General features: G+C 64.9%; 23 protein-coding genes, 1 other RNA gene and 1 riboswitch. Of the genes, 18 read left to right on the forward strand and 6 right to left on the reverse strand.

Annotated features, from left to right (window positions below):
* Positions 1-17: 17 nt before the first annotated feature.
* The 10 genes from cmk (at position 18) to cysM (ending at position 10,426) form a co-directional block, all read left to right on the forward strand.
* Positions 18-713 (forward strand): (d)CMP kinase, encoded by a 696-nt coding sequence (gene cmk / locus RO07_RS06680; protein WP_039409191.1) that lies wholly within the window; start codon positions 18-20, stop codon positions 711-713.
* Positions 714-827: 114 nt separating this feature from the next.
* A complete protein-coding gene (gene rpsA / locus RO07_RS06685) occupies positions 828-2,531 on the forward strand; it encodes a 30S ribosomal protein S1 (RefSeq protein WP_039409192.1) in 1,704 nt (567 codons plus the stop codon).
* Between the two features lie 12 nt (positions 2,532-2,543).
* Positions 2,544-2,837: an integration host factor subunit beta gene (locus RO07_RS06690; RefSeq protein ID WP_017232087.1), complete on the forward strand. Its 294-nt coding sequence runs from the start codon at positions 2,544-2,546 to the stop codon at positions 2,835-2,837.
* Between the two features lie 239 nt (positions 2,838-3,076).
* Positions 3,077-3,370 (forward strand): LapA family protein, encoded by a 294-nt coding sequence (locus RO07_RS06695; protein WP_039409193.1) that lies wholly within the window; start codon positions 3,077-3,079, stop codon positions 3,368-3,370.
* Positions 3,371-3,436: 66 nt separating this feature from the next.
* A complete protein-coding gene (gene lapB / locus RO07_RS06700) occupies positions 3,437-4,612 on the forward strand; it encodes a lipopolysaccharide assembly protein LapB (protein WP_039409194.1) in 1,176 nt (391 codons plus the stop codon).
* Positions 4,613-4,633: 21 nt separating this feature from the next.
* A complete protein-coding gene (locus tag RO07_RS06705) occupies positions 4,634-6,007 on the forward strand; it encodes a UDP-glucose dehydrogenase family protein (RefSeq protein WP_039409195.1) in 1,374 nt (457 codons plus the stop codon).
* A gap of 17 nt (positions 6,008-6,024) precedes the next feature.
* Positions 6,025-7,014 carry a D-glycero-beta-D-manno-heptose-7-phosphate kinase gene (rfaE1, locus tag RO07_RS06710; RefSeq protein ID WP_052267077.1) on the forward strand — a complete coding sequence of 330 codons (990 nt, stop codon included), beginning with the start codon at positions 6,025-6,027 and terminating at the stop codon, positions 7,012-7,014.
* Entirely contained in the window at positions 7,011-8,015 is a 1,005-nt protein-coding gene (gene rfaD / locus RO07_RS06715) for an ADP-glyceromanno-heptose 6-epimerase (protein WP_039409196.1), read from the forward strand. Before rfaE1 ends, rfaD begins: the two co-directional genes overlap by 4 nt.
* Before the next feature lie 535 nt (positions 8,016-8,550).
* Positions 8,551-9,390 (forward strand): ComEA family DNA-binding protein, encoded by an 840-nt coding sequence (locus RO07_RS06720; protein WP_072636972.1) that lies wholly within the window; start codon positions 8,551-8,553, stop codon positions 9,388-9,390.
* A gap of 133 nt (positions 9,391-9,523) precedes the next feature.
* Complete coding sequence (cysM, locus tag RO07_RS06725; protein WP_039409197.1) at positions 9,524-10,426, forward strand: cysteine synthase CysM; 903 nt, start codon at positions 9,524-9,526, stop codon at positions 10,424-10,426.
* A gap of 101 nt (positions 10,427-10,527) precedes the next feature.
* Here cysM and mltB read toward each other — a convergent pair whose 3' ends face one another.
* On the reverse strand, positions 10,528-11,778 hold the full coding sequence (gene mltB / locus RO07_RS06730) for a lytic murein transglycosylase B (RefSeq protein WP_237171390.1): 1,251 nt from the start codon (positions 11,776-11,778) through the stop codon (positions 10,528-10,530).
* A gap of 444 nt (positions 11,779-12,222) precedes the next feature.
* On the opposite strand from mltB, the gene RO07_RS06735 reads away from it, so the two are divergent.
* Together RO07_RS06735 and RO07_RS06740 are read left to right on the forward strand one after the other, a co-directional pair.
* Positions 12,223-13,146, forward strand: coding sequence for a histone deacetylase family protein (locus RO07_RS06735; protein WP_039409199.1), 924 nt, complete (start codon positions 12,223-12,225; stop codon positions 13,144-13,146).
* 53 nt (positions 13,147-13,199) lie between these two features.
* Positions 13,200-14,024: an enoyl-CoA hydratase gene (locus tag RO07_RS06740; protein ID WP_039409200.1), complete on the forward strand. Its 825-nt coding sequence runs from the start codon at positions 13,200-13,202 to the stop codon at positions 14,022-14,024.
* 46 nt (positions 14,025-14,070) lie between these two features.
* Here RO07_RS06740 and RO07_RS06745 read toward each other — a convergent pair whose 3' ends face one another.
* Both RO07_RS06745 and RO07_RS06750 read right to left on the reverse strand, forming a co-directional pair.
* On the reverse strand, positions 14,071-14,844 hold the full coding sequence (locus RO07_RS06745; RefSeq protein ID WP_039409201.1) for a ferredoxin--NADP reductase: 774 nt from the start codon (positions 14,842-14,844) through the stop codon (positions 14,071-14,073).
* 89 nt (positions 14,845-14,933) lie between these two features.
* The gene (locus RO07_RS06750) at positions 14,934-15,857 is read right to left on the reverse strand and encodes an alpha/beta hydrolase (RefSeq protein ID WP_084072482.1); all 924 of its coding nucleotides are present in this window, start codon (positions 15,855-15,857) and stop codon (positions 14,934-14,936) included.
* A 370-nt stretch (positions 15,858-16,227) separates the two neighbouring features.
* On the opposite strand from RO07_RS06750, the gene RO07_RS06755 reads away from it, so the two are divergent.
* The 3 genes from RO07_RS06755 (at position 16,228) to RO07_RS06765 (ending at position 19,896) form a co-directional block, all read left to right on the forward strand.
* The gene (locus tag RO07_RS06755; protein WP_039409203.1) at positions 16,228-16,977 is read left to right on the forward strand and encodes an electron transfer flavoprotein subunit beta/FixA family protein; all 750 of its coding nucleotides are present in this window, start codon (positions 16,228-16,230) and stop codon (positions 16,975-16,977) included.
* Between the two features lie 14 nt (positions 16,978-16,991).
* Positions 16,992-17,924 carry an electron transfer flavoprotein subunit alpha/FixB family protein gene (locus RO07_RS06760; RefSeq protein WP_039409205.1) on the forward strand — a complete coding sequence of 311 codons (933 nt, stop codon included), beginning with the start codon at positions 16,992-16,994 and terminating at the stop codon, positions 17,922-17,924.
* Between the two features lie 190 nt (positions 17,925-18,114).
* Positions 18,115-19,896 (forward strand): acyl-CoA dehydrogenase, encoded by a 1,782-nt coding sequence (locus RO07_RS06765; RefSeq protein WP_039409207.1) that lies wholly within the window; start codon positions 18,115-18,117, stop codon positions 19,894-19,896.
* 150 nt (positions 19,897-20,046) lie between these two features.
* Here the strand turns inward: RO07_RS06765 and ssrS are convergent.
* From ssrS to RO07_RS06780, 3 genes are all read right to left on the reverse strand, one after another.
* A non-coding RNA gene (ssrS, locus tag RO07_RS06770) (6S RNA) lies at positions 20,047-20,228 on the reverse strand.
* Between the two features lie 34 nt (positions 20,229-20,262).
* Complete coding sequence (locus RO07_RS06775) at positions 20,263-20,574, reverse strand: cell division protein ZapA (protein ID WP_010805491.1); 312 nt, start codon at positions 20,572-20,574, stop codon at positions 20,263-20,265.
* Positions 20,571-20,882, reverse strand: coding sequence for a hypothetical protein (locus RO07_RS06780; RefSeq protein ID WP_039409209.1), 312 nt, complete (start codon positions 20,880-20,882; stop codon positions 20,571-20,573). Before RO07_RS06780 ends, RO07_RS06775 begins: the two co-directional genes overlap by 4 nt.
* 89 nt (positions 20,883-20,971) lie before the next feature.
* Positions 20,972-21,222, forward strand: a riboswitch (cobalamin riboswitch).
* 155 nt (positions 21,223-21,377) lie between these two features.
* On the opposite strand from RO07_RS06780, the gene RO07_RS06785 reads away from it, so the two are divergent.
* From RO07_RS06785 to RO07_RS06795, 3 genes are read left to right on the forward strand one after another with little or no spacing between them, the layout of a single operon-like run.
* Positions 21,378-23,363 (forward strand): TonB-dependent receptor plug domain-containing protein, encoded by a 1,986-nt coding sequence (locus RO07_RS06785; protein ID WP_039409210.1) that lies wholly within the window; start codon positions 21,378-21,380, stop codon positions 23,361-23,363.
* 27 nt (positions 23,364-23,390) lie between these two features.
* The gene (locus RO07_RS06790) at positions 23,391-24,386 is read left to right on the forward strand and encodes a FecCD family ABC transporter permease (RefSeq protein ID WP_039409211.1); all 996 of its coding nucleotides are present in this window, start codon (positions 23,391-23,393) and stop codon (positions 24,384-24,386) included.
* Positions 24,383-25,258, forward strand: a complete 876-nt coding sequence (locus RO07_RS06795; protein ID WP_039409212.1) for an ABC transporter ATP-binding protein — start codon at positions 24,383-24,385, stop codon at positions 25,256-25,258. Before RO07_RS06790 ends, RO07_RS06795 begins: the two co-directional genes overlap by 4 nt.
* Positions 25,259-25,336 lie beyond the last annotated feature (78 nt).

The raw sequence follows: 25,336 nt of genomic DNA on the forward strand, positions 1-25,336 counted from the left end.
TAGACAGAGACGAAGGAATGCCTGATTTGACGGTGATGGACGACCCGATTCCGGTCATTACGGTGGATGGCCCGACGGCGTCCGGCAAGGGCACGGTGGCGCACCGCGTGGCCGACGCGCTGGGCTTTCACTATCTTGACAGCGGCGCGCTGTATCGACTGACGGCGCTGGCGAGCACCCGTCACGGGATCGACTCGGATGACGTCGGGGCGCTCACGGTGCTGGCCGAAACGCTTGACGTGCGTTTTCGCGATCAGCGCGTGTGGCTGGCTGGCGAGGATGTGACGGACGCGATCCGGGCCGAGGCCATCGGCAACCGGGCGTCGGGCATCGCGGTGCACAAGGCGGTGCGCCAGGCGCTGGTGGGCCTGCAGCGCGGCTTCAAGACCGCGCCGGGCCTGGTCGCTGACGGCCGCGACATGGGCACGGTGATCTTCCCGGAAGCCGATCTCAAGGTGTTTTTGACCGCCACCGCGGAGGCGCGTGCCGAGAGGCGGTATAAGCAATTGATAGAAAAAGGATTTTCTGCTAACATAGACAGTCTCATGCTGGATCTTGAGGCGCGCGATGCGCGGGATCGTACCCGTGCCGAGGCGCCGTTGCGGCCGGCAGAGGGTGCGCGAGTGCTCGATACGTCGGGGCTCAACGTCGATCAGGCGGTGGCTCAGGTGCTCGAATGGTTCGCACAGGTGCAGTACCCGCAAGGCGCCTGACCGGGTGTTTCATGCAGTCATCCGGCCCGGCTTTGTTTAACCTTTAACCCAACCGTTGTACGTGAACGTCAGCCCCCCTTCGGGAGACGAACGTCAACGGCGTAATCCACTTTTATGTCCGACCTGCAAACCTCGACCAACGAATCTTTCGCGGCGCTTTTCGAAGAGTCGCTCTCCCGTCAAGACATGCGTGCTGGTGAAGTCATCAGCGCAGAAGTCGTGCGGGTTGACCACAACTTCGTGGTCGTCAACGCCGGCCTCAAGTCCGAAGCGTACATCCCCATCGAAGAATTCCTGAATGATCAGGGCGAGGTCGAAGTTCAGGCCGGCGACTTTGTTTCCGTGGCGATCGACGCCCTGGAAAACGGCTATGGCGACACCGTGCTGTCGCGCGACAAGGCCAAGCGTCTGGCCTCGTGGCTGCAACTGGAAAAGGCCCTGGAATCGGGCGACCTCGTGACCGGTACGATCACCGGCAAGGTCAAGGGCGGTCTGACCGTGATGGTCAACGGCATCCGTGCATTCCTGCCGGGTTCGCTGGTTGACACGCGTCCGGTCAAGGACACGACCCCGTACGAAGGCAAGACCCTCGAATTCAAGGTCATCAAGCTCGACCGCAAGCGCAACAACGTTGTGCTCTCGCGCCGTGCCGTGATCGAAGCCACGCAGGGTGAAGAGCGCGCCAAGCTGCTCGAAACGCTCAAGGAAGGCGCGATCGTCAAGGGCGTGGTCAAGAACATCACCGACTACGGTGCGTTCGTCGACCTCGGCGGTATCGACGGCCTGCTGCACATCACCGACATCGCATGGCGTCGCGTGCGTCACCCGAGCGAAGTTCTGTCGGTTGGCCAGGAAGTCACCGCCAAGATCCTCAAGTTCGATCAGGAAAAGGGCCGCGTCTCGCTGGGCGTCAAGCAACTCGGCGAAGATCCGTGGGAAGGCATCGCTCGCCGCTACCCGCAAGGCACCCGCCTGTTCGGCAAGGTCACCAACATCACCGACTACGGCGCGTTCGTCGAAGTGGAATCGGGCATCGAAGGCCTGGTTCACGTGTCGGAAATGGACTGGACCAACAAGAACGTTGCCCCGACCAAGGTTGTCCAGCTGGGCGACGAAGTCGAAGTCATGGTGCTCGAGATCGACGAAGACCGTCGTCGTATCAGCCTCGGCATGAAGCAGTGCAAGCCGAACCCGTGGGATGACTTCTCGCGCAACTTCAAGAAGGGCGACAAGATCAAGGGCGCGATCAAGTCGATCACCGACTTCGGCGTGTTCATCGGTCTGCCTGGCGGCATCGACGGCCTGGTCCACCTCTCGGACCTGTCGTGGAGCGAAGCTGGCGAAGAAGCCGTGCGCAAGTACAAGAAGGGCGACGAAGTCGAAGCCGTGGTTCTGGGCATCGACGTCGAGAAGGAGCGCATCTCGCTGGGTATCAAGCAGCTCGAAGGCGATCCGTTCAACACCTTCGTGGCCATCAACGACAAGGGCTCGATCGTCAACGGTACGGTCAAGTCGGTTGATGCCAAGGGCGCCGTCGTGTCGCTGGGTGAGGATGTCGAAGGCTACCTGCGCGCTTCGGAAATCTCGCAAGACCGAGTGGAAGATGCTCGCAACGTGCTCAAGGATGGTGACGCCGTCAACGTGATGATCGTCAACATCGACCGCAAGTCGCGCAACATCAACCTGTCGATCAAGGCTAAGGATTCGGCTGAACAGCAAGAAGCGATGAGCAAGCTGTCGTCGGATAGCTCGGCAGCGAGCGGCACCACGAACCTGGGTGCGCTGCTCAAGGCCAAGCTGGATAGCCAGAATCAGTAAGGTCCAAGGCCTATGACCAAGTCTGAATTGGTCAACCAGTTGGCGGCGCGGTTTCCCCAGTTGGTGCTCAAGGACGCCGATTTCGCGGTGAAGACGATTCTCGACGCGATGGCTGACGCGCTTGCGCGCGGTCATCGAATCGAGATCCGCGGTTTCGGTAGCTTTGGGCTCAACCGTCGGCCACCGCGCGTCGGCCGCAACCCCAAGTCGGGCGAGAAGGTGATGGTGCCGGAGAAATTCGTGCCGCACTTCAAGCCTGGCAAGGAGTTGCGAGAGCGGGTTGATCACAAGGCGTCGGACCAATAAGGCCCTTTGGGATCCACTACGCAAGAAAAGCGCCCTCGGGCGCTTTTTTTGCATCTGGCGCCTGCTTGTGCACGCAATTGCCGGAAATGCGAAGCGCGTTGCAGGAACGACGCCTCTCAGGGCACATCCGGTACAATACGCGCACGTGCCGGCCCGGCGCGGCGACGGCATTCAGGCGGCGTGTGCGGGCGGTTCAAATCGCAAAACATACGGCAGGCCTGCCGCAGGAGCCTTTCGGCATGAAGCTGATTGTTTGGATTGTTCGTCTCATCGTGTTCGTGGTGTTGCTGTGTCTCGCGCTCGCCAACACGGGCGAGGTCACGTTGAACCTGTTCCTGGGCCATACGTGGACGGCGCCGCTCATCATGATTGGCCTGGCGTTTTTCGTGGTGGGAGGCATCATTGGGGTGCTGGCCACGTTACCAAGCCTGATGCGGCAACGTCTCGAACTGCGCCGTACGCGGCGCGATCTGGCCCGCGCCCAGCGCGACCCCGAGGCGAACGACCAGCCGCCCATGCTGCCGCCGGTCTAAGGCGACGACGGCACGGCGCGCGATTCTCGCCAACTTCATCGACTGTTTCAACGACAACACGCATTCATGGAATTCGAGGTCTGGTGGCTTCTGGCCATCCCTGTGATCTTCGGCTGCGGCTGGGTGGCCGCACGCCTGGATCTGCGCAGTCTGCTCTCGGAGAGTCGTAATCTGCCGGCCTCCTACTTCCGGGGTCTCAACTTCCTGTTGAACGAACAGCCGGACAAGGCGATCGATGCCTTCATCGAAGTCGCCAAGCTCGACCCGGAAACCACCGAGTTGCACTTCGCACTGGGCAGCTTGTTCCGCCGTCGCGGCGAGACCGAGCGCGCCATTCGCGTGCATCAGAATCTGCTCTCGCGCGACGACCTGCCGCAAGCCGACCAGGAGCATGCGCTCTACGAACTCGGCCACGACTTCCTCAAAGCCGGTTTGCTCGATCGTGCGGAGGAGGCGTTCGGCCGTCTGCATTCGGGCGCCTATGCGAAGTCGGCGCAGCACGCCAAGCTCACGATCTATCAGATCGAGAAAGAGTGGCGCAAGGCACTCTCCGAAGCCGAGACGCTGAGCGACCTCGATCCTGCCGTGTCCTACCGCAAGGAGATCGCGCAGTTCCACTGCGAGCTGGCGCAGGAAGCGCTGCAGCGCAAGGATGCCGAGGCCGTCTCGCGCGAGCTCGATGCCGCGCTTGCCATCAATCCCGCCAACGTACGGGCCCCGCTGCTGCGTGGCGACATGCTGCTGGCGGCGGGCGACGCGGCCGGCGCGCTGGCCGTGCTGCGCACCATCGAAGAACAGAACCCGGTGTATCTGGGCCTCGCGGCCAAGCGTCTGATGCGCGCCTACGAGGCGCTGGGGCGAGCGCCGGAGGGCCTCGCCGCGTTGTGCGACGCGCTGCGCAGGAATCCGTCGGACGATCTACTGGAGATCGTCTATGAGAAGACGGTGGCCCTCGAAGGCCCCGAAGCCGCGTTGAAGCTCATGCGCGAGCTCATGCATCGCGCGCCGAGCGCGCCGGGCATGGCGCGCCTGCTCGAAGCCCACGCCGCCACGGCGCACGGCGACACGCAAGCCGACCTCGCGCTCATGGGCAAGCTGATCACGCAGCGCACCAAGTCGCTGCCGCGCTACGTCTGCGACCAGTGCGGCTTCCGCGCGCGACTGTTCTACTGGCAATGTCCCGGCTGTAACGGCTGGGAGACCTATACGCCGCGACGTGCCGACGTGCCGGCGGCCTCCTAATTTCTTTAAGTTCGCGCAATCATGAAAGTCACCATCATCGGCTCCGGTTACGTCGGCCTCGTCACGGGCGCTTGCCTGGCGGACGTCGGCAACGACGTGTTCTGTCTCGACGTCGATCCGCGCAAGATCGACATCCTGAACAACGGCGGCGTGCCGATTCACGAACCGGGCCTGCAGGAAATCATCGCGCGCAACCGCGAAGCCGGCCGTCTGCAATTCTCGACGGATGTGGAAGCCTCGGTCGCGCATGGCGACGTCCAGTTCATTGCCGTGGGCACGCCGCCGGACGAAGACGGCTCGGCGGATCTGCAATACGTCGTAGCCGCTGCACGCAACATCGGCCGCTATGCAAAGAGCTTCAAGGTCATCGTCGACAAGTCGACTGTGCCCGTCGGCACGGCGGACAAGGTCCGGGCTGCCGTGTCGGAAGAGCTCGTCAAGCGCGGCGAAACCGTGGCGTTCTCGGTCGTCTCGAACCCCGAATTCCTGAAGGAAGGCGCGGCCGTGGACGACTTCATGCGTCCGGACCGCATCGTGATCGGCGTGGATGACGACGCCGACGGCCAGCAGGCCCGTGCGATGATGAAGCGCCTGTACTCGCCGTTCAATCGCAACCACGAGCGCACGCTTTACATGGACGTGCGCTCGGCCGAGTTCACGAAGTACGCCGCCAACGCCATGCTGGCCACGCGCATCTCCTTCATGAACGAACTGGCGAACCTTGCCGATCGTGTTGGCGTGGATATCGAAGACGTGCGTCAGGGCATCGGCTCGGACCCGCGTATCGGCTATCACTTTCTGTATGCCGGCTGCGGTTACGGCGGCTCGTGCTTCCCGAAGGACGTGCAGGCGCTCGTGCGCACGGCGGAAGACTACGGTTTGCCGCTGCGCATCCTGAACGCGGTCGAGGCCGTCAATGAAACGCAGAAGGCCGTGCTGATCGACAAGATCGTGGCGCGCCTGGGCGAAGACCTCTCGGATAAGACGTTCGCCCTGTGGGGCCTGGCGTTCAAGCCGAACACCGACGACATGCGCGAAGCGCCGAGCCGCCGAGTGATCGCGGAGCTGGTGCGGCGCGGTGCGCGGGTGCGCGCGTACGATCCGGTGGCACTCGAAGAAGCCCGTCGCGTGATCACGCTCGACTTCGCCAACGACCCGGCGGCCCATGAGCGGGTCGCATTCTGTGCGACGCAGAACGACACGCTCACCGGCGCCGACGCCCTCGTGATCGTGACCGAATGGAAGGCGTTCCGCAGCCCCGACTTCGCTCGCGTGAAGGCCGCACTGTCGGTGCCGCTGATCTTTGACGGCCGCAACCTTTACGATCCGGAAGCCATGACGGAACTGGGTATCGAATACCACGGCATTGGCCGCGGCTCGAACGAGACGGCCTGAATTTCGAGGAGCGACGGATGACTTCGACGGCAACTTCGCTCACGCGCACGGTGCAGGCGCCGGGCGTGCCCAATGTGTCTCGCGAGGCATTTGCCCGCGCGCGCGTGCTGATCGTCGGCGACGTGATGCTCGACCGCTACTGGTTCGGCGACGTCAACCGAATTTCGCCGGAGGCGCCGGTGCCGGTGGTGCATATCAAGCGCAACGAGGAACGTCTCGGCGGTGCGGCGAACGTGGCGCTTAACGCCACGTCGCTCGGCGCACAGGCGGGTCTGCTGTGCGTACTCGGCGAGGACGAACCTGGTGTCCGCGTGGCCAATCTGCTCGATGCGAGCGGTGTGAACGCGTTTGTCACGCGCGACGCCGATCTGGCCACGACCATCAAGCTGCGCATCGTCTCGCGTCAGCAGCAACTGCTGCGCATCGATTTTGAAAACCAGCCGGCGCGCGAAGTGTTGCTCGCGGTGCTCGATCAGTATCGTCAGCTGCTTGCCGACTACGACATCGTGCTGCTCTCGGACTATGCCAAGGGCGGCCTCACGCACGTGCAGCCGATGATCGACGCCGCGCGCGCGGCAGGCAAGCCGGTGCTGGTCGATCCCAAGGGCAGCGACTACGAGCGCTATCGCGGCGCCACCATCCTCACCCCGAACCGCTCGGAACTGCAGCAGGTCGTGGGCGAATGGCGCTCGGAGGACGATCTCACGGCGCGTGCGCAGAATCTGCGCGAGTCGCTGCACCTCGAAGCGCTGCTGCTCACGCGCTCGGAGGAGGGTATGACGCTCTTCACCGAGAGCGGCGCTCTGCACGTGCCGGCGCAAGCTCGCGAAGTTTATGACGTCTCGGGGGCGGGCGACACCGTGATCGCCACGCTCGCCGCGTCGCTGGCGGCCGGGTTGCCGCTCGCGCAGGCCGTCGTGCTCGCCAACCGTGCCGGCAGTATCGTCGTGGGCAAGCTGGGCACGGCGACCGTGGACTACACCGAACTCTTTTCCGAATCGATATGACCATCATCGTGACCGGCGCCGCGGGCTTTATCGGCGCAAACCTCGTCAAGGCACTCAACGAGCGCGGCGAGACCGACATCGTGGCGGTCGACAACCTCACGCGCGCCGACAAGTTCCTCAATCTGGTCGACTGCGAGATCAGCGACTACCTGGACAAGTCCGACTTCGTCGCGCGTTTCCAGAGACGCGAATTCGGTCGTGTGCGCGCGATCTTTCACGAAGGCGCGTGCTCCGACACGATGGAGACGGACGGCCGCTACATGATGGAGAACAACTTCCGCTACACGCGCGCGTTGTTCGAAGCCTGTCAGACGCAGACCGTGCCGTTCCTGTACGCCTCGTCGGCGGCCACGTACGGCGCGTCGGAGACGTTCGTGGAAGCGCGCGAATGCGAGAAGCCGCTGAACGTCTACGGCTACTCGAAATTCCTGTTCGACCAGATCGTGCGGCGCGCCATGCGCGAGGCGGGCGGCAAGCTGCCAAGCCAGGTGGCCGGCTTCCGCTACTTCAACGTGTATGGCCCGCGCGAAGCGCACAAGGGGCGCATGGCCTCGGTGGCGTTCCACAACTTCAACGAGTTCCGCGCCAACGGCCGCGTGAAGCTGTTCGGCGAGTACAACGGGTATGCCGCGGGCATGCAAAGCCGCGACTTCGTGTCCGTGGAAGACGTCGTCAAGGTGAACCTGCATTTCTTCGATCATCCCGAGCGAAGCGGCATCTTCAACCTCGGCACGGGGCGCGCGCAGCCGTTCAACGACATCGCGGTCGCCGTCATCAACACGCTGCGGGCCGAGGCGGGCGAAGCGCCGCTCGCGCTCGATGAAATGGTGCGCCAGGGGTTGGTCGAATACATCCCGTTCCCGGACGCGCTGCGCGGCAAGTACCAGTGCTTCACGCAGGCGAGTATCGACCATCTGCGCCAGGCGGGTGGCTATCATCAGCCGTTCTACACCGTGGGCGAGGGCGTGTCGCGCTATGTGCGCTGGTTGCTCGCGCAGTGAGCGCCGGTCGCTGAAGCCATACGGACGGGGAGCCCAAACGGCTCCCCGTTTTGTTTCGGAGCGATGCGCCGGGCGTGCATTGTGCCGCCGGTTCGAGCCGCGAAGGCAGCCTCTGTTCCGGTCCTCCTCGTCTGAGGCGTTCGCGCCGTCGAGTCGGGATCCGTTCCGGGCACGACGCGGGCTGTCGGGAGGCATGCCAATGGCCTGATGTCATCCATAAGCGGCCTGCGGCGTTAACGAAGAAATGGGCGAACTCGGCAATGCGCCGACTGACGCCTCAGGAGAAGAGCATGGGGCGCTTTCGCACAGGTCTGACGGTGTGCGGACGCGGCGCCCGGCAGGTGTTGTGAGGTTGTGGCAAGCGGTGCCGCGCGGGGAATCCCCGGTGGCGAAAGGGAGGGTGTGGCGCTCGGGCTATCGAATGCCGTTCGTCATAGCCATTGGCGTGAGCCGGGCCGTTGCCGTCCGAATACACCGGACGCGAGACGGAACAGGGTGGGAGCGGTGGCCGGCTCGTCTTCACAAGGATCGCATCATGCTTCGCAAACTCTTGCTGGCGGTGGTTACCTTCTTCGCCCTCTGCGGCCTGGCCATGGCCGCTGTCGACATCAACACCGCCGATCAGGCGCAGCTCGAATCGCTCAAGGGCATCGGGCCGGTCAAGTCCAAAGCCATCATCGACGAGCGGAACGCGCACGGCCCATACAAGGATGCCGCCGATGTCGCCAAGCGCGTCAAAGGTCTTGGCAACAAGTCTGTTGCCACGCTGCAATCGGAAGGGATGACGATCGGCGGACAGGGTGCTGCCACGTCGGCGGCACCATCGGCCAAGGCCCCGGCTGCCACGGCCCCAGCCGCACAGGCACCGGCGGCGGCGAAACCTGCGCCCATCGCACCGGCAACGGCGACGCAGCCGCCTTCGGCGCCATCCAAGCCGGCCCCCTCCGCAGCGACCCAGGCCGCCCCTGCGGCTGCCACCTCGGCCAAGACGGTACCGCCGGCGGCAGCGACCTCCGCCACTGGCGCAGCCGCGGGTGCGGCTGCCGCGACCGAGGCAACGGTAGGCAAGACGAAGAAATCGAAGGCGTCGAAGGAGGCTGCCGCGACCGCTGGCGGTTCGGCACCTGCTGCCGACACGGCACCGGCCAAGTCCGGCAAATCGAAAGCTTCGAAGGCGACGGGCTCGGCCAGTGCCAATGTCGCGGCACCGACCGCCGCGCCGGACGCGAAGACTTCCAGGTCGAAGAAGTCGAAGGACGCCAAGGCCGCGGCCACACCTGAGCCGGGCTCCGCAGCGGATGAGGCGGGCAAGAAAAAATCGTCCAGGTCGAAGAAGTCCAAGGCGCCTGCCTCGACGAGCGAGCCCAAGGTCTGAACCGAAGTCCAGACCTGAGCGCCGCACCGGTCGGGAGCGCACACGCGCCTCCCGGCCGGGAGACCTTACCCGGAGCACGGGCTTGGCCGGTGGATTAGAATGTTCCGATTCCCGACCGAAAAAGCTTAGCGCAATGGCCTATAAGACTATCGAAGACACCATCGGCAACACGCCGCTGGTGCAACTGGTGCGTTTGCCCGACGATGAAATCCGTCGCCGCAACAACGTGATTCTCGGCAAGCTCGAGGGCAACAACCCCGCCGGCTCGGTGAAGGATCGTCCGGCACTGTCGATGATCAAGCACGCCGAAGCGCGTGGGCGCATCAAGCCGGGTGACACGCTCATCGAAGCGACCTCGGGCAACACCGGCATCGCACTGGCGATGGCCGCCGCGATCCGCGGCTACAAGATGGTGCTGATCATGCCGGAGGATCTTTCGATCGAGCGCCGTCAAAGCATGGGCGCCTATGGTGCCGAGATCACCCTCACGCCGGTCAAGGGCGGCATGGAATACGCGCGCGACCTCGCCGAGCAGATGCAGCGCGATGGGCGCGGCATCATCCTCGATCAGTTCGCCAACCCCGACAATCCGCGTGCGCACTATGAAACCACCGGTCCGGAAATCTGGCGCGACACCGAGGGGCGCGTCACGCACTTCGTCTCCGCGATGGGGACGACGGGCACGATCATGGGCGTCTCGCAATACCTGAAGGAACAGAACGAGGCGATCCAGATCATCGGCGCCGAGCCGGCGGAAGGCTCGCGCATCCCGGGCATCCGCAAGTGGCCGGAAGCCTATCTGCCGAAGATCTTCGATCGCGCGCGGGTGGATCGCACAGTCTCGGTGACGCAGTCGGATGCCGAAGTCATGGCGCGTCGTCTCGCGGCCGAAGAGGGCATCTTCTGTGGCATCTCGGCGGCGGGGGCCTGCCAGATCGCACTCAACCTCGCGCGCGAAGTCGAGAACGCGACGATCGTGTTCGTCGTGTGCGACCGTGGCGACCGCTACCTCTCGACGGGCGTATTTCCTGCCTGAGCGACGTTCGGCCGCCAACGAAAACGGGACCCTCGGGTCCCGTTTGTCATTGCTGCACCGGCGACGGCCGCCTCGTCTGGGCCGGAGGGCCGGAGCTACGCTCACGGCGCGCGCGCGGCCTTGATCGCGTCCGCGAGGTCGTACACCGACATCGCGTAGAAGAAGCTGCGGTTGTAGCGCGTGAGCACGTAGAAGTTGTTCAGGCCCATGCGGTACTGCGTCGCCTGACCCGGCGTCGGCAGGTCGACGATGAGCACCGGCGTGTCGAGCGATGCGCCAACGTCGAGCCGCGGCTCGTTCATCAGCATGCCCGCCTTGATGAAGTCGCCAAGCTTCCAGTGCGGCTCCGGCTGCCCGTCGGCGCCCGCTTCGGCGAGACCCTGGCTGCCGCGATCGGCGGCAATGTTCCACACGATCGGCTGTCCCGTCTGCCAGCCGTGCTGCTTGAGGAAGTTGGCGACGCTGCCGATGGCATCGGCCACGTCGTTGCTCAGATCGATCTTGCTGTCGCCGCTGAAATCGACGGCGTAGTTGCGGATCGACGATGGCATGAACTGCGGAATGCCAATGGCGCCCGCGTACGAGCCGTAGATGCCGAACGGATCGACACCGCGCTCGCGCGCATAGAGCAGCAGGTTTTCCAGCTCGTTGCGAAACAGCGCCATGCGCTCGGAGCGGTTGCGTGCCGGCGGGTAGTCGAACGCGAGGGTGGTGAGCGCGTCGATGGTGCGGAAGTTGCCCATGTTGCGCCCGTAGATTGTCTCCACGCCGATGATGGCGACGATGATTTCCTCGGGCACCCCGTATTGCCTGGCAGCGCGGGACAGGGCCGCGGCGTTCTGATTCCAGAACCGCACGCCGCCATTGATGCGGGTGGTATCGAGAAAACGCTTCTCGTAGTTGGTCCAGTTCTTCTTTCCAGGCACGGCCGGCGGCGCGGCTAGACGCGCCGCCGTCTGCGAGAACACCACACGCGAGAATATCCTCTGCAACTCGGCGCGATCGAAGCCATCGCGCGCCACGATGTCGTTGATGAACGCATCGACCTCGGGATTGGCGGCGTAGCGTTGCGGCACGACTTCTTCCTCGAACTCCGTTTGCGCGACCTGCTTGGGCCGCGCCTGCGCGTGCCCGGCGGTCGTACTCAGTGCGAAGGTGCCGATGCAAAGCGCGGCGCCGAGCACACGTGCGGGGCGCGACAGGCGCTGCAGGAGGGAACGATCGGAAGCGTTGCCGAGGGTGGCAGCCGCACGAAGGCGATGAGGACGATGCAGGCGGCCAGTGTCCGGTCGATGAGTGAGGCGCGAGGGCGCCGGCGAGAGTATGTCGTACATCCGTACCGGTGATGTCATGCTGTCTGTCAGGCCTGTATGAAGTCCACATACGATGCCGGCGCGCGGGCCGACGTCGTGTTAGTCGCGTTGAGGCCGTCGTCAGTTCGCACACCGATGACTCGATGGGCGCGACTGCGTCGAGCGTCAACCATTCATGCCAGTTTGCGCCGTCCCGAAATTCGGGAGATCGACCCTTACCGGCTGACACGGGTCTGCTGGGAGACTGTCTGGGAGTATAACCGAGTGCACCTGTGATACCTTTAGGCTTGTGCACTGTCCGTGACAATGCCCATGGGGGATGCCGGCCATCGGCGCGCGTTTGCCAGTGCAGGTTGTCGATGCATTCCGGCATTCGCTTGCCAGGCGCCACGCCCGGCCGCTACCGGACGTGGAGACCACGGCGCGGCGGGCATCTCCCGCCCGACCCAATATAACGAGACGAAGCGATAGGCGACACATCGAATGGCTACCGGGTTTTATACGCACCCCGACTGCATCCGTCACGAGATGGGAGAGTGGCATCCGGAATGTCCCGAGCGGCTGCGCGCCATCGAGGATCAATTGATTGCCGGACGTATCGACGGCCTGCTCGAACGGCGCGAGGCGCCGGTTGTCGATGAGGCCAGCCTGCTGCGGGTGCACACGCAGGATCACATCGATTTCATTCGCGAGAACATTCCCGAGTCGGGCTATTACCCGATCGATCCGGATACGCTGCTCAACCCGTATTCCTGGCGCGCCGCCACACGTGCGGCCGGAGCGGCCATCGCGGCGACCGATGCCGTCATTCGCGGCGAACTCGACAACGCCTTCTGCAGCGTGCGTCCGCCCGGCCATCACGCCACGCCTACGCGCGCCATGGGCTTTTGCCTGTTCAACAACGTGGCGGTTGCCGCGGCGCATGCGCTAGAAGTTCACGGCCTCTCGCGCGTTGCGATCGTCGACTTCGACGTTCATCACGGCAACGGTACCGAAGCCGCCTTCGGCAACGACGAGCGCGTGCTGATGTGCGGCATCTTCCAGCATCCGTTCTACCCGTTCTCCGGCGCCGATCATCCGGCGCCGAACATGCTCAACATTCCGCTTGCCGCGCGTACGTCCGGCATGGCCGCACGTGAAGCCATCGACTACGGCTGGCTTGGGCAGCTCGACGCGTTCCGTCCCGAGATGATTTTCTTCTCGGCGGGGTTCGACGCGCATCGCGAAGACGATCTCGGCAACCTCGGACTGACCGAGGCCGACTTCACGTGGATCACCGAACGCGTGAAGGCCGTGGCCGATCGTCATGCGAAGGGGCGCATTGTGAGCTGCCTGGAAGGCGGATACAACCTGTCGGCGCTCGGGCGCAGCGTCGTTGCCCATCTGAGGGTGCTCGCCGACGTCTGACGAACGTTCGATGCCGTGCGTTCGCTCGCGGGCACACGGCGCAGGAGACGACCATGACGGCAACCGATACGGCGAGCGCATCGCTCGACCCCCTTGTGCTCGTGACGCGCGGCGCGGGCGATCTCGCCGGCGTGCTCACGCTCACGCTGAACCGCCCGCGCCATTTCAACGCGCTCTCCGAAGCCATGCTCGATGCGCTGCAACGCGCGCTCGACGAAGCCGCGCGAGACACCGGCACGCGCGTCGTCGTGCTCGCGGCGTCGGGTGCGGCGTTCTGCGCGGGACACGATCTCAAGGAGATGCGCGCCGAGCCGTCGCTCGACTACTACCGTACGCTCTTCAACCAGTGCACGCGCGTCATGCTGACGATGCAACGCATGCCGCAGCCGGTCATCGCCCGCGTACATGGCTTGGCGACGGCCGCCGGCTGTCAACTGGTCGCCATGTGCGATCTGGCGGTGGCGACCTCGGCCGCGCGTTTTGCCGTCTCGGGCATCAACGTGGGACTGTTCTGCGCAACGCCGGGAGTGGCCCTCTCGCGCAATCTCACGCGCAAGCAGGCGATGGAGATGCTGCTCACAGGCGACTTCATCGATGCGCAGACGGCCCGCGAGCGCGGACTCGTCAACCGGGTGGTGCCGATGGAGCGGCTCGACGCGGAAGTGGCCACGCTGTGCCGCTCGATTCTCGCGAAGCCGGCGGTGGCCGTGGCGGCAGGCAAAGGGTTGTTCTACCGGCAGATGGAGACGGGCATCGAAGCCGCGTACCAGATGGCCGGGCAGACGATGGCGTGCAACATGATGGACGAGTGCGCGCTGGAGGGTGTGCAGGCGTTCATCGAGAAACGTCGCCCCGACTGGGCGCCGCCGACCGATTGAATGCCGCGCGTGCCGGGCGCCGTCATGGGTGCCGCGGATGCCACACTTACCACTGCTTCTCCAGCACGAGCGGTCCCGGCGTCGCGGTGCGGCTCACGGCGTAGCCGTTGCCGGTGAACCAGGCGCGCAACTCCTTCACCATGTCGGGATTGCCGCACACCATGATGCGCGAGGTGGCCGGATCGAGCGTCGCGCCCATCGCCTTTTCCAATTCTCCCGACGCCAGCAGCGAGGTGATGCGTCCATAGAGCGCGCCGGGCGTCTGTTCGCGCGTCACGCACACGGCGAAGTGCAGCTTCTTCACGAGGGATGGATCGACGTCCGGATGCGAGAAGTGCCGCAACGCCTCGTAGTAGGCGAGGTCGCGCTCCCATCGCACGCTGTGGACGAGGAAGATGCGCTCGAAGCGCTGCCACACCGCCGGATCGCGCAGGATCGAGACGAACGGCGCGAGGCCGGTGCCGGTGGCAAGAAGCCACAGGTCTTCCCCGCCCGTGAAGCGATCGAGCGTGAGAAAGCCATAGGACGTGTGGTCGACGAAGATCTCGTCGCCGACCTTGAGCTGCGACATGCGCGGCGTGAGTTGTCCTTCGGGAATCGTAATTACATAGAACTCCAACGTATCTTCGGCGGGCGAGTTGACGAGAGAGTATGCGCGCCATACCAGTTCGCCGTCGTCGCCGGGCAAGCCCAGCCGCACGAACTGTCCCGCCGTGAATTGCAGCCCGGGCGGGCGCGTGGTCTTGACGCTGAAGATCGTCGGCGTCCAGAAATGCATGTCGGTGACCGTTTGCGGCGAGTACTTCGTCTGCGCTTGCATGCCGTTGGCTCCTCGCGAATTCATACCGCTTCAGTGTAACGCGCGGTGCGGGCGAGCGCGCCGAGACCCTGCTCGCGTGGCGGGTTCCGTCAGGCGTCTGAGTGCAGATCGTGGGTCGCGGGTTCGGCGGTGCACGTCTTTGCCGTGTCGAGGCGTCGCAGCAACCACTGCGTCAGATCGTCGACGACCTTCTCGCGATCGAGGTCATTGAGCGTTTCGTGGAAGTGTCCCGGATACAGGCGCAGGGTCTTGTCCTGCGAGCCCGCGTTGCCGTGGAACTGCTCGCTCGCCCACGGGGCGGTGAGTCGATCGGCCGTGCCGTGAAAGATGTAGAGCGGCAGATGCAGGGCGCTGGCATTGGCGTGGATGCGCGCCATTGCATCGAGCAGTTCGGCTGCCGTGCGTGCAGGCGTGCCGCGGTAGGCGTTGAGCGGATCGGCCCTGGCGGCGCGCACGACCGATTCGTCGCGCGAGATCTTCGCCGGGTCGACCTTGAAGACGGGCACCTTCGGCAACCAGCGCGACACCCAGTGGCCGGCCTTGACCATCCACGGCGCGACCGGTTCGCCGGGCCCCAGCGCCGGGCTGCTCAGCACCAGGCCGCGTACGTGGGCCGGGGCGCGGGTGATCGTGTAGAGCGCGGCAATGGCGCCTCCCATGCTGTGGCCCAGCACGAAGAGCGGCACGGGACCGAATGTCGCGCGCACGTGAGTGAGGAAGATCTCGGTGTCGGCGAGGTACTCGTCGAAACGCTTGACGAAGACGCGTGCGCCGCCCGAGCGGCCGTGCCCGCGCAGATCGTAGGCGACGGTGGCGATGCCGAGCGAAGCGAAGTGATCGGCCAGCCGCGCGTAACGTCCGCCATGTTCGCCCATGCCATGCACGATGGCCACGACGGCGCGCGGCGGCTCGCCGGCGGCGCCTGCGCGTTCGCCGCTGTCCGGGCGCCAGGTGTGCATGTGCAGCGACAGACCGTCGCTGGCCTGAAGGCGCGATTCCGAATACATAGCCATGGTCTCCTCCTGGCGCGTTGACCGGGTGGCCGTCGTGCGTGCGACGGCACTGCAATGATGAAGTGGGCCATTCGATCATAGGCCTGTGTGACGCGGGGCAAAATCTCTAGAGGAAATGCACCACGAGGACACTGGCTGTGCGTCGCGATTTGCATAAAAATAGCACGATCGTTCGGGGTCGCAAGATGCAGACCAGGTCTGCGTTCGAGGGGTTTCGGCACCGTTATCGCGAGGATCGCGCATTCCGTGGCTGAACGGAAAGAACGTTTTAACGTCGCCGCAAAATGCCGCAAATTTGCAATAAATGCGTCATTCTCCGTGTGGTTATAATGGCAGCGGATTGACGTAAACGTAACTTTGGAGCGAGTTCATGAAGATCCTGGTACCGGTCAAACGGGTAGTGGATTACAACGTAAAAGTTCGCGTGAAGAGCGACGGGAGTGGGGTCGACATCGCGAACGTGAAGATGTCGATGAATCCGTTCGACGAAATCGCGGTGGAAGAGGCGGTGCGGCTGAAGGAAGCGGGCGTGGCGACCGAGGTGATCGCGGTGTCGGCGGGCGTGTCGCAGTCGCAGGAGACGCTGCGCACGGCGCTGGCGATCGGCGCCGATCGTGCGATCCTGATCGAGTCGGACGAGGAACTGCAGCCGCTGGCGGTGGCCAAGCTGCTCAAGGCGATCGTCGACAAGGAGCAGCCGCAACTGGTGATCCTGGGCAAGCAGGCCATCGACGACGACTCCAATCAAACCGGACAGATGCTCGCGGCGCTGGCCAGGCTGCCGCAGGCGACGTTCGCCTCGAAGGTGACGGTGGCGGACAATCGCGCGCAGGTCACGCGTGAGGTGGACGGCGGCCTGGAGACCGTTTCGCTGTCGCTGCCGGCGGTGATCACGACCGACCTGCGCTTGAACGAGCCGCGTTACGTGACGCTGCCCAACATCATGAAGGCGAAGAAGAAGCCGCTGGAGACGGTCAAGCCGGGGGATCTGGGCGTGGATGTGTCGCCGCGTCTGAAGACGCTGAAGGTGGCCGAGCCGCCCAAGCGCAGCGCGGGGGTGAAGGTGGCGGACGTGGCAGCGCTCGTCGACAAGCTGAAGACCGAAGCGAAGGTCATCTGAAGGGAGACGACGAGATGAGCATTCTGGTAATTGCAGAACACGACAATCAAACGATCAAGGCCGCGACGCTGAACACGGTGACGGCCGCGCTGCAGTGCGGCGACGACGTGCACGTGCTGGTCGCGGGCAGCAACGCCCGCGCGGCGGCCGACGCGGCCGCGCAGATCGCCGGCGTGAAGAAGGTACTGCTGGCCGACGCGCCGTATTTCGGCGACGGGCTGGCCGAGAACCTCGCCGACGAGGTGGTGTCGATCGCGGGTGCGTACTCGCACATCCTGGCGCCGGCGACGGCGTACGGCAAGAACATCGCCCCGCGCGTGGCGGCGCTGCTCGACGTGGCGCAGATTTCGGACATCACGAAGGTCGACAGCGCGGACACGTTCGAGCGCCCGATCTATGCCGGCAACGCGATTGCGACGGTGCAAAGCGCGGACAAGGTGAAGGTGATCACGGTGCGCTCGACGGGCTTCGACGCGGCAGCGGCCACGGGGGGCGGCGCGGCGGTGGAGACGGTGGCGGCCACGCCGGACGCCGGCGTGTCGCAGTTCGTGGGCCGGGAGGTGACGAAGCTGGACCGTCCGGAGCTCACGAGCGCGAAGATCATCGTCTCGGGTGGCCGTGGTCTGGGCAGCGGCGAGAACTATACGAAGGTGCTCGAGCCGCTGGCGGACAAGCTGGGTGCGGCGCTGGGCGCGTCGCGCGCGGCGGTGGACGCCGGCTACGTGCCGAACGACTATCAGGTCGGTCAGACGGGCAAGATCGTGGCGCCGCAGCTGTATATCGCGGTGGGGATTTCGGGGGCGATTCAGCACCTGGCGGGGATGAAGGATTCGAAGGTGATCGTGGCGATCAACAAGGATCCGGAAGCGCCGATCTTCTCGGTGGCGGACTACGGTCTGGTGGGCGATCTGTTCACGGTGGTGCCGGAGCTGACGGGCGCACTGTAAGCGTTCGGCGGACGCCGCATTGAAGTGACGCTGCGGGGCGTGTCCCCGCAGCCGATCCGCATGAGGATGGCGTGCTCCGCGAGGTGGGCGGGCGCGGCTGACGTCTTCATGCGAATCGGTCAAACAGAACAACAAGAATCCCGGCATTCGCCACCATCCGCAGGCAATCGGAATCCCTTGGAGGAATGACATGAGTTATCAGGCACCGATCAAGGACATGCAGTTCGTCATGAACGAACTGGCGGACCTGTCGAACATCTCGAAGCTGCCGGGTTACGAGGACGCCTCGCCCGGGCTGGTGCAAGCCGTGCTGGAAGAAGCGGCCCGTTTCAATCAGGAAGTGCTCGCTCCGCTGAACGTCGTCGGCGACCAGCAGCCGAGCACGTGGAAGGATGGCGTCGTGACGACCACGCCAGGTTTCAAGGAAGCGTTTCATCAGTTCTCCAAAGCGGGTTGGCAGGGCGTGCTGCATCCGCAGGAGTTCGGTGGCCAGGGCTTGCCGAAACTGGTGGCCACGCCGTGCACGGAGATGCTCAATGCCGCGAACCTGTCGTTTGCGCTGTGTCCGTTGCTGACCGATGGCGCCGTCGAGGCACTGCTCACCGCAGGCAGCGACGCGCAACGCGCACTGTACGTCCCCAAGCTGCTCTCGGGCGAGTGGACGGGCACGATGAACCTCACGGAGCCGCAGGCCGGCTCCGATCTCGCGCTGGTGCGCACGCGCGCCGAGCGTGCCGGCGACGGTACGTATCGTCTCTTCGGTACGAAGATCTTCATCACGTTCGGCGAGCACGACATGGCCGAGAACATCGTCCACCTCGTGCTGGCGCGCACGCCCGATGCGCCGCCGGGGGTGAAGGGCATTTCGCTGTTCATCGTGCCGAAGTTCAATGTGGATGCCGAGGGCAAGCTCGGCGCCCGCAACGACGTGCATTGCGTGTCGATCGAACACAAGCTCGGCATCAAGGCGAGCCCGACGGCGGTTCTGCAATTCGGCGACAACGGCGGTGCGACGGGCTACCTCGTCGGTGAAGAGAATCGCGGCCTCGAGTACATGTTCATCATGATGAACGCGGCGCGCTTCGCGGTCGGTATGCAAGGCGTTGCGGTGGCCGAGCGCGCCTATCAACATGCGGTCGCGTACGCACGCGATCGCGTGCAGAGCCGTCCGGTCGACGGTGCCTCGCGCGACGCGGTGACGATCATCCATCACCCCGACGTCAAGCGCATGCTCATGACGATGCGTGCGCTGACCGAAGGCGCGCGCGCACTCGCCTACGTGGCCGCGGCACAGGCCGATATCGCGCATCACGCGACGGACGCCGCTGCTGCGAAGCGCGCACAGGCCGTCTACGAATTTCTCGTGCCGATCGTCAAGGGCTGGAGTACGGAGATGTCGCTGGAGGTCACCAGCCTCGGCGTGCAGGTGCATGGCGGCATGGGTTTCATCGAGGAGACGGGCGCCGCGCAGTACTATCGCGACGCGCGCATCCTGCCGATCTACGAGGGCACCACGGCCATCCAGGCCAACGACCTGATCGGTCGCAAGACCTTGCGTGACGGCGGCGCGGTGGCGCGCGCGCTGTGCGAGCAGATCATGGCGACGGAGAACGAGCTGCGCGCGTCGGGCGGTGTCGGACAGTCGGTAGCCGATCGTCTCGCGAAGGGGCGCGAAGCGCTGTCCATCGTGGTCGACTACGTCGTGGCGAACACGCAGGACAATGCGAACGCCGTGTTCGCGGGCAGTGTGCCGTATCTGAAGCTCGCGGGCATCGTGCTCGGTGGGTGGCAGATGGGCCGTGCGTTGCTGGCCGCGCAGAAGCTGCGCGATCAGGATACGTCGTTCCATGATGCCAAGATCGGCACGGCGCGCTTCTTCGCGGATCACATCCTCACGCAGGCGCCGGGGCTGGCGCAGTCGATCACCGAAGGCGCCGATTCGGCGCTGGCATTGAGCGAGGCGCAATTCTGAACGCCAGCGATGGCACTACACCGGCAGCGCAACAAGAAAGCAGCCTTCCGGGCTGCTTTCTCGTTTCATGCGATGTGCGACCGCACCTGACGATGACGCCGACGGATCGCGGACGAAAAAAAACGGCACTGCGTGTGCCGTGCCGTGTATTGGGTCCCCGCCTCAGCCGCTAAGCCGGCATCCTGAACCGTGAGGTTCAAGGTGGTCGCGGTTAGTAGCGCATCGGGTTCATCAGACAAAGTGACGCTCACGCCAGCACTACAAACTTCCGCAACCTGCAACAGATCATTGGTTCAAGGAATCTATGACTTTCGCGAACCAGGCAGGGAAAACTAACCTTTCGAACCGGACGGCAGCGAGTGTTTTTCAGCTTTGATACTGATCGATCACTGCGCTCAGTCGTTCGTTCATGCGTTGCATTCTACTCTGAATTTCTTCGGCGGGGAATGCTTGTCCGGCAGCAATACTTTTTTCCAGCGCAAGCAATTCGGATGCCAGGCTCAACGCTGCCATGACGGCAATCCGGTCGGTGCCGCGCACGCTGCTTTGCGCGCGCACCTTGCTCATTTCGGCATCGACGCGAGACACGGCGGAGAGCAGATCGGCCTCGTGTTCCGGCGGGCAGGCGAGACGATAGGACTGTTCCAGGATGTTGACTTCGAGCTGCTTGATCGTCATGCGTTTTCTCCACCGGGGGTGCCGAGCAGGTCCATCTGTCCCTCAGCGGGATTCTGGGTCGGGAGCTTTTCCAGAATGGCGTTCAGGCGAACCTGCGCCTCGTCGATCTTGGCGGCGAGCTGATCGCGCTGCACACGCAGGGCGTCGCGCTCGGCGCGCAGTTGTTCGAGCGACATCCGGGTTTCGTCGCATTCCGTACGCGCGCGCTCGAGCTCGGCGAGCAGTGCCTGATTGTGTTGATGGAAACGTTGGCTTATCACAACCAACTGTTCGATTTTGTCGGTGATATTGTCGAGATCGGTGAGCATCGGGCTGCGTCCTCTTGATTGCCCTACATTCTAACGGAATCGGCGGCCAATGCCCGACGAACGAGCATTGACGCTCGTTCGAATGGCCCCTACACTTGCGGCACTTCGGTGCTCGCGCACGCCCCCCCGGCGTGCGCAGTTAAACGGGAAACAGGGAGCCGCGTCCCCACACGGGCTGGCCAACCTGTGCTGCCCCCGCAACGGTAAGTCATCCTTTCGGCCCGAAAGGTTTCCGAAAACGCGCCTCGCCTCCATTGCCACTGCAGGTCACCGCCTGCGGGAAGGCCGGTCAGGCGCGATGATGACCAGCCCGGATACCGGCCGCAAGTGAGTGGGGAAAGCCATGCCGCCCGGCGTAAGCCGCCGGGTGCCTGTCGCCGTTTTCATGTGTCGATGCTCCGCATCCGTGACGTGTCACCGGCGCTCCCCTTGCGCCAGCGGTCCGCGGGGGAACGGGTCTAGGCAAAAAGAGAACTACGGAAGTCACACCAGACCATGCGCACCCACATTCGTGCGACGGCGTTGCACGCGCCTGCCTTTGCTCGCCCCGCCGCGGCCCACGCCGCGCCCTTGCCCCGCCGTCTCGCGCTCGCCGCCGCCCTGTTGCTCGTCGGCGCCGGCGCTCAGGCACAGTCGAACCCGTCCGCCATGGCCGCCGCTCCTGTTGCGCCTGCCGCACCCGCGCCCCTCGTGCTGGCCGAGAACACCACGGCGGCGCAACTGAACGCCACTGTCGTGACCGCCTCGCGCACCGAGCAAAAGCTCGCCGACACGCTGGCCGCCACCTCGGTCATCACGCGCGAAGACATCGAACAGAGCCAGGCGCCGGATCTGCCCACGCTGCTGCGCGGCCAGGCCGGCGTCGAGCTGGTGCAGAACGGCGGTTTCGGCACGGCGGCCACGATCTCCATGCGGGGCGCCGCTTCGAACTCGTCTCTGGTGCTGATCGACGGCGTGCCGGTCAACTCCGCCAGCTTGGGGACGACCAATATTTCACAGATCCCGACCTCGCAGATCGACCATATCGAGATCGTGCGCGGCAACGTCTCGGCGCTCTACGGCTCGCAAGCCGTGGGGGGCGTGATCCAGATCTTCACGCGCAAGGGCGATGGCGGCCCGCCGCGCGCCTACGCCGAAGTGGGGTACGGCACGAACAACACCACGCAGGCCAACGCCGGCGTGGCCGGATCGTTCGACGACGGCAAGACGCGCTTCTCGCTGGATGTCTCGCGCTTTCACACCAACGGCATCTCGGCCATGGACCCGCGCTTCAACAAGAATGCGAATCCCAACCGCAACGGCGACGACAATACGAGCGTCACGGCTTCGCTCTCGCGCAAGCTGGGCGACACGTGGGAAGTGGGCGCGCGCCTGTTCCAGAGCGACGGCAGCTACAGCTACGACAACAACTTCGGCAAGCGGACCGATCTGAACGACACCGACACGCGCGTGCGTCAGGTCTCGGCATATGCGAAGGGCAACATCACAGACAAGTGGAACACGCGCTTTACCGTGACGCAGGGCGACGACTACAGCTATAACTATCTGAACGGCAAGGGCAACGGCAACTTCCACACGTCGAGCAACCAGATCGACTGGGCCAACGAGTACGCCTTCATGCCCGACCAGAAGCTGATCGCCGGTTACACGCGACTTGAACAGACGGTCGACAGCAACACGCGCTACAACCACAACAACCGGCATCTCGATTCGGGCTATGTCGGCTACGAAGGCACCTTCGGCAAGCACCAGGTCCAGGCCAACGTGCGGCGCGACCAGTACTCGGACTTCGGCGGCGCGAACAGCTACTGGGTCGGCTACGGCTACAACCTGACCGAACAGTGGAAATTCCTCGCCAACGCGTCGGACGGCTTCCGCGCGCCGACCTTCAACGAGCTGTTCTACCCCGGCTACGGCAACCCGAACCTGCAGCCGGAGCGTTCGATCTCCAAGGAGCTCGGCATCCAGTTCAACAGTGGCGGCGACCTCGGGCTGGTCAAACTCGTCGGCTTCCAGACGAACTACACCAATCTGATCCAGTCGCTGCCGGTCTCGCCGTACACGGCTTCCAACGTGGCGAAGGCGCGCGTGGAAGGGCTCGAGCTGACCTACACCGGTCGCCCGATCTTCGGCGTCGACGTGCGGGCGTCGTTCACGCGTCAGAATCCGACCGATCTCGACGCCAACAAGCAACTCGCCCGCCGTGCCCGGCAGTTCGGCTCGATCGCGCTGTCGAAGACGTTCTTCGACAAGCTGACCGTCGGCGGCGATGTGTTCTACAGCGACGAGCGTTACGATACGGGGGGCCAGCATCTCGGCGCCTACACGCTTGTGAACCTGCAGGCGCGTTACAAGATCGACAAGTCCTGGTACGTCTCGACGCACCTGGACAACGTCTTCAACAAGAACTACCAGACGGCCTATGGCTACAACACCCTCGGGCGCGCGATTTACGTCTCGCTCGGCTGGACGCAGTTCTGACGACGCCATGAGCGCAGGTGGCGCCGCATGACGCTGCGCCGCGCCCTCATCATCTGGACGGGTTTGGCCGGCGTGGTGCTGGCCGTGCTCGTGGCCTCGCTCATGCTGGGCAGCGTGCCCGTTTCGTTGCGCGAGATCGGTACGCTGATGCTGGGTCACGACGCCGGCCTCGCGGGCGACGTGGTCTGGCGCCTGCGCCTGCCGCGCGCACTCGCCGCATTCGCCTGCGGCGGTCTGCTCGCCGTGGCCGGCACGCTCATGCAAACGCTCCTGCGCAACCCGCTGGCCGACCCCTACGTGCTCGGCATCTCCGGAGGCGCGGCCGTTGCGGCGCTTGCCTCGCTGGCGCTGATGCTGCCGTTTTTCTGGGTGCAGACGAGCGCATTCGTCGGCGCGCTTGCCGCCATCGTCCTCGTCATGGCGCTTTCCCATCGCAGTTTCCTGCGTCCCGGGGACCAGGACAGCAGCGCCCGGCTGTTGCTCACGGGCGTGATGATGGCCGCCGGCTTCGGTGCGTTGGCCACGCTCATTCTGACGCTCGCCCCCGATGCCAGCCTGCGCGGCATGCTGTTCTGGCTCACGGGCGATCTGAACGGCGTGGATCGCGCGTGGGCGCCGCTCGTCACCCTGGCCGTCACGCTGCTGATCGTATGCCCGGTGGCGCATCGCCTGAACGTCCTGCTGCGCGGCGAAGCCGTGGCGCAGGCCGTCGGCGTGGCCGTCGGGCCACTGCGGGCGCGCGTCTATCTGGCGGCGTCGCTGGCCACGGCCGTCGCGGTCACGACGGCGGGCAGCATCGGCTTCGTCGGCCTCGTCGTGCCGCACATTCTGCGTCTGCGGTTCGGCAACGATCAGCGCATGCTGCTGCCGGCTGCAGCGCTTGCCGGCGGTGCGCTGCTGATGGCGGCCGATCTGGTGGCGCGCACCGTCATCGCGCCGACACAACTGCCCGTGGGCGTGATCACGGCGATGATCGGCGTGCCGGTGTTCCTCTGGCTCCTGTCGCGGCGGGTGATCCGATGAGCGCGCCGCTGCTGCAGACCCACGCTCTGACCCTGCGCGCCGGCGAGCGTGTGCTCGTCGACTGGCTCGATCTGATCGTTGCACCGGGGGAGTGCTGGTGTCTGGCCGGACCGAACGGCGCGGGCAAGACCACGCTGCTCGGCACGCTCGCGGGGCTGCGCACGCTGGACGACAAGGCTTCGTCTCATTCGGGAGCTCATTCAGGAGCTCATTCGGGAGCGGAGGGGATCGCTGGCAGCGGCCGTGTGGAGATCGGCGGCAGGCCGCTGGCGCAATGGCGCCCGGCACCGCTCGCTCGCGTGCGCGCCCTGATGCCGCAACAGACGCGCGACGCGTTCGGCGCCACGGCGCTCGAAGTCGTGCTCGCGGGGCGGCACCCTTATCTGGCGCAGGGACGTTGGGGCGCCTGGGAGTCGGACGACGACATCGCGGCCGCGCTCGTGGCGCTGGCGCAGGTCGGCCTCGAAGACTTCGCACAGCGCGACGTCACCACGCTCTCGGGCGGCGAGCGTCAGCGTGTGTCGCTGGCCGCCGTGCTCGCACAGGCCACACCGTTGCTGTTGCTCGACGAGCCGGTGTCGCACCTCGATCTGCATCACCAGATCGATGCGCTGACGCTTCTCGCGCGTCATGCCGGACGCATGGAGACCGGCGCTGGCGCCGGTGCGGCCGTCGTCTTCTCGTGCCACGATCTGAATCTCGCGCGCCGCTTCGCCACTCACGCGCTCCTGCTCGACGGTCGCGGCGGCTGGCGTGCCGGTGTCGCGCACGAAGTCCTCTCGGCCGGAAATTGCAGCGACGCCTTCGGCTACCCGCTGCGCCTCATTCGCGATGGCGACGACGAGGCCCTCGTGCCCGTGCATCGCACGTGATCGTATGCAGACGGCACGCTTGCGCTTCTTCCCATTTTCACCGGCCCATGCGCCGTGTATTCCGCTTTCTACAGGTGC

The sequence above is a fragment of the Pandoraea pulmonicola genome (genome assembly GCF_000815105.2).
GTDB classification, from domain to species: domain Bacteria; phylum Pseudomonadota; class Gammaproteobacteria; order Burkholderiales; family Burkholderiaceae; genus Pandoraea; species Pandoraea pulmonicola.

Coding starts and splice junctions, on each gene's coding strand:
- RO07_RS06755 (WP_039409203.1), top strand. CDS start 16,228: ATGAAGATCCTGGTACCGGTCAAACGGGTAGTGGATTACAACGTAAAA.
- RO07_RS06780 (WP_039409209.1), bottom strand. CDS start 20,882: ATGCTCACCGATCTCGACAATATCACCGACAAAATCGAACAGTTGGTT.
- RO07_RS06735 (WP_039409199.1), top strand. CDS start 12,223: ATGGCTACCGGGTTTTATACGCACCCCGACTGCATCCGTCACGAGATG.
- RO07_RS06790 (WP_039409211.1), top strand. CDS start 23,391: ATGACGCTGCGCCGCGCCCTCATCATCTGGACGGGTTTGGCCGGCGTG.
- rfaE1 (WP_052267077.1), top strand. CDS start 6,025: ATGACTTCGACGGCAACTTCGCTCACGCGCACGGTGCAGGCGCCGGGC.
- RO07_RS06720 (WP_072636972.1), top strand. CDS start 8,551: ATGCTTCGCAAACTCTTGCTGGCGGTGGTTACCTTCTTCGCCCTCTGC.
- RO07_RS06745 (WP_039409201.1), bottom strand. CDS start 14,844: ATGCAAGCGCAGACGAAGTACTCGCCGCAAACGGTCACCGACATGCAT.
- RO07_RS06775 (WP_010805491.1), bottom strand. CDS start 20,574: ATGACGATCAAGCAGCTCGAAGTCAACATCCTGGAACAGTCCTATCGT.
- RO07_RS06795 (WP_039409212.1), top strand. CDS start 24,383: ATGAGCGCGCCGCTGCTGCAGACCCACGCTCTGACCCTGCGCGCCGGC.
- RO07_RS06695 (WP_039409193.1), top strand. CDS start 3,077: ATGAAGCTGATTGTTTGGATTGTTCGTCTCATCGTGTTCGTGGTGTTG.
- lapB (WP_039409194.1), top strand. CDS start 3,437: ATGGAATTCGAGGTCTGGTGGCTTCTGGCCATCCCTGTGATCTTCGGC.
- cysM (WP_039409197.1), top strand. CDS start 9,524: ATGGCCTATAAGACTATCGAAGACACCATCGGCAACACGCCGCTGGTG.
- rfaD (WP_039409196.1), top strand. CDS start 7,011: ATGACCATCATCGTGACCGGCGCCGCGGGCTTTATCGGCGCAAACCTC.
- RO07_RS06750 (WP_084072482.1), bottom strand. CDS start 15,857: ATGGCTATGTATTCGGAATCGCGCCTTCAGGCCAGCGACGGTCTGTCG.
- rpsA (WP_039409192.1), top strand. CDS start 828: ATGTCCGACCTGCAAACCTCGACCAACGAATCTTTCGCGGCGCTTTTC.
- RO07_RS06785 (WP_039409210.1), top strand. CDS start 21,378: ATGCGCACCCACATTCGTGCGACGGCGTTGCACGCGCCTGCCTTTGCT.
- RO07_RS06760 (WP_039409205.1), top strand. CDS start 16,992: ATGAGCATTCTGGTAATTGCAGAACACGACAATCAAACGATCAAGGCC.
- cmk (WP_039409191.1), top strand. CDS start 18: ATGCCTGATTTGACGGTGATGGACGACCCGATTCCGGTCATTACGGTG.
- mltB (WP_237171390.1), bottom strand. CDS start 11,778: ATGACATCACCGGTACGGATGTACGACATACTCTCGCCGGCGCCCTCG.
- RO07_RS06690 (WP_017232087.1), top strand. CDS start 2,544: ATGACCAAGTCTGAATTGGTCAACCAGTTGGCGGCGCGGTTTCCCCAG.
- RO07_RS06740 (WP_039409200.1), top strand. CDS start 13,200: ATGACGGCAACCGATACGGCGAGCGCATCGCTCGACCCCCTTGTGCTC.
- RO07_RS06765 (WP_039409207.1), top strand. CDS start 18,115: ATGAGTTATCAGGCACCGATCAAGGACATGCAGTTCGTCATGAACGAA.
- RO07_RS06705 (WP_039409195.1), top strand. CDS start 4,634: ATGAAAGTCACCATCATCGGCTCCGGTTACGTCGGCCTCGTCACGGGC.